Source organism: Actinomadura sp. NPDC048394, from assembly GCF_040651755.1.
In the GTDB taxonomy this organism is placed as follows: Bacteria; Actinomycetota; Actinomycetes; order Streptosporangiales; family Streptosporangiaceae; genus Spirillospora; species Spirillospora montaniterrae.
In genome coordinates, this window is record NZ_JBEZJL010000198.1 from 1 (window position 1) to 1139 (window position 1139).

Genomic DNA, 1139 nt, shown 5'->3' on the forward strand with positions numbered 1-1139 from the left:
AGAGGGCGTTTGGTCCTTATATATGGAGAATTTGCAGGTTCTCGTGCGAGCTAGCCGCGGCCGGACAGAGAGATGAGAGATAGCTGTTTTCGGTGAGGCTTGTGGAGCTTCGGACCAGCATATTTCGTGGTCGTTCTTCTGTCTCATCCCGAAAACGCAGGTTGCGTCCGATGTTGGCCCGGTGGCGGCGAAGCTCCGACTTGCTGACCTGACCAAGACGTCTATGGCCAGGCTCGACGGCACGGCGTTACGCCGAGGTCATGACCCCTGAACGCCGCTACCCCAGCGACCTGTCGGATGCCCGATGGGAATTGATCGAGCCGGCCCTGATCGCCTGGCGCGACCGGCGCCGCGCCGGCGCCCTGGACATCGGCCGTCCACCCGAACACGACCTGCGCACCATCATGAACGCCATCCTCTACGTCGACCGCACCGGCATCCCCTGGCGCTACCTGCCGCACGACTACCCGCCCTGGCAGACCGTCTACGGCTACTTCCGCGCCTGGCGCGACGACGAGGTCTTCACCCGGCTGTCGGGACTGCTGCATCGCCTGGTCCGCATCCGCGAGGGCCGCTGCGCCCAACCCAGCGCCGGCGCGATCGATGCCCAAAGCATCAAGACCTCAGGCAACGTTCCGGCCACCGACCAGGGCATCGACGCCGCCAAGAAGATCGTCGGCCGCAAACGCAGCATCGTGGTCGACACCCTCGGCCTCTTGCTGGCCGTCCTGGTCACCGCCGCCTCTGTCCAAGACTCGGTCGCCGGCACCACTCTGATCAACCAGATCGCCGGCCAGCAGCCCGCCCTCCGCACCATCTGGGTGGACGGCGGCTACCGCCAACACCTGGTCGAACACGCTGCTGCGGTCGGCATCGACATGCAGATCGTCCAACGCCCGCCAGGCGTCCGGGGTTTCACCCCGCTACCACGCCGTTGGGTGGTCGAACGCACCCTCGGCTGGCTCATGCTGCACCGCCGCCTGGTCCGCGACTACGAGACCCTCCCGGCCAGTTCCACCGCGATGATCCACCTCGCAATGATCGACCTCATGAGCCGCCGCCTCACCGGCGAATCCACTCCCACATGGCGGGGCACCTGACCCGAAATCAAACGGAACTCGCAGGATGAAACGCCCAGT

General features: G+C 65.6%; 1 protein-coding gene. It reads left to right on the plus strand.

The window, feature by feature from the left end:
* Positions 1-260 precede the first annotated feature (260 nt).
* Positions 261-1100, plus strand: coding sequence for an IS5 family transposase (locus AB0C78_RS50815; RefSeq protein ID WP_360763081.1), 840 nt, complete (start codon positions 261-263; stop codon positions 1098-1100).
* The last annotated feature ends 39 nt before the right edge of the window (positions 1101-1139 follow it).